Below are 1228 nucleotides of genomic sequence, written 5' to 3'. Positions count from 1 at the left end.
CACGGCAAGATCATTATAAATTGAACTTATTATCCAAGTAGCGATCAGATCACCATATACTAACAATTAGCTATTTGGTGATAATAATGAGCGCTACCTTTTTGAAATACTTCAACTCCATCTCAGACCCTCGTATTGAGCGATGTAAGAAACATAATTTACTCGATATTCTTTTATTAGCTATTAGTGCCGTTATGTCCGGATCTGAAGGTTGGGAGGATATTGAGAATTTCGGGCGCATAAAGCTTGATTGGCTTCGTCAATATCGGCCTTTTGAAGCAGGGATACCTCGGCATGACACTATTGCGCGTGTTATTTGTCGTTTAAAGGCAGATGAAATAGAACAAGCCTTTAAATCGTGGATATCTTCACTTGTGGAAACGACTGGTTGCGATGTTATTGCTGTTGATGGTAAGACCGCAAGACGTTCTTTTTCAACGAAAGATAGAAAGAATGCACTTCACACAGTGAGTGCTTGGAGTTGTCAGCATCAACTTGTTTTAGGTCAAGTTGCCGTTGATGCTAAAACCAATGAAATCACTGCTATCCCTGAATTGTTGAACATGCTTGACATAGAAAATAGCATTATTACTCTTGATGCGATGGGCTGCCAAAAAGAAATAGCAAAGCAGATAATTGAGCAAAAAGCTGACTATATCCTAGCCCTAAAAGGTAACCACTCTGGTATGCAAAGTGAGCTAGAAGCTTGGTGGCATAAAGTTCAACGAGAAGGTTTTACAGAAGATAATTACGCTGAATATACTGCAACAGACAGTGGCCATGGACGTATAGAAACAAGAACCTGCCAGCAGATCCTCATTGATAAAAAATGGTTAGATAAAAAACACCAATGGGTTGGACTGAAAAGCATTATTAAAATCACCTCTGATGTATACGAAAAATCCACAGGAAAAGAGACAACAGAAACCCGCTGGTACATTAGCTCATTAAACTTAAATGCAGATCAAAGCTTATATGCAGTCTGCAATCATTGGCAAGTTGAAAGTATGCACTGGATGTTAGATATGACATTTAGAGAAGATGAGTCTAGGATTCGTAAGGGGCGAGGTCCACTTGCATTTAATGTAATGAGAAAAATAGCGATGGGCTTATTTAAACAAGATAAAAGCAAATCAGCGAGTATGGCTGCAAAGAAAAAGATGGCAACGCTCGATGATGGCTATCGCTCAGTCCTGGTAGAATCAGGAATTAAAATGCGCTAGCCGTG

Annotated in this window: 1 protein-coding gene; it reads left to right on the top strand. The window is 39.4% G+C overall.

All coding sequences use genetic code 11. The features are described 5' to 3' along the window. Window positions 1-86: 86 nt before the first annotated feature. A complete protein-coding gene (locus MT391_RS20640; RefSeq protein WP_499499968.1) occupies window positions 87-1223 on the top strand; it encodes an ISAs1 family transposase in 1137 nt (378 codons plus the stop codon). Window positions 1224-1228 lie beyond the last annotated feature (5 nt).

This window comes from Vibrio sp. 1-Bac 57 (assembly GCF_037546855.1).
In the GTDB taxonomy this organism is placed as follows: domain Bacteria; phylum Pseudomonadota; class Gammaproteobacteria; order Enterobacterales; family Psychromonadaceae; genus Psychromonas.
Note: the sequence above shows the minus strand (reverse complement) of the source record. Positions and strands in the feature narration are given on the sequence as shown.

Coding starts and splice junctions, on each gene's coding strand:
- MT391_RS20640 (WP_499499968.1), top strand. CDS start 87: ATGAGCGCTACCTTTTTGAAATACTTCAACTCCATCTCAGACCCTCGT.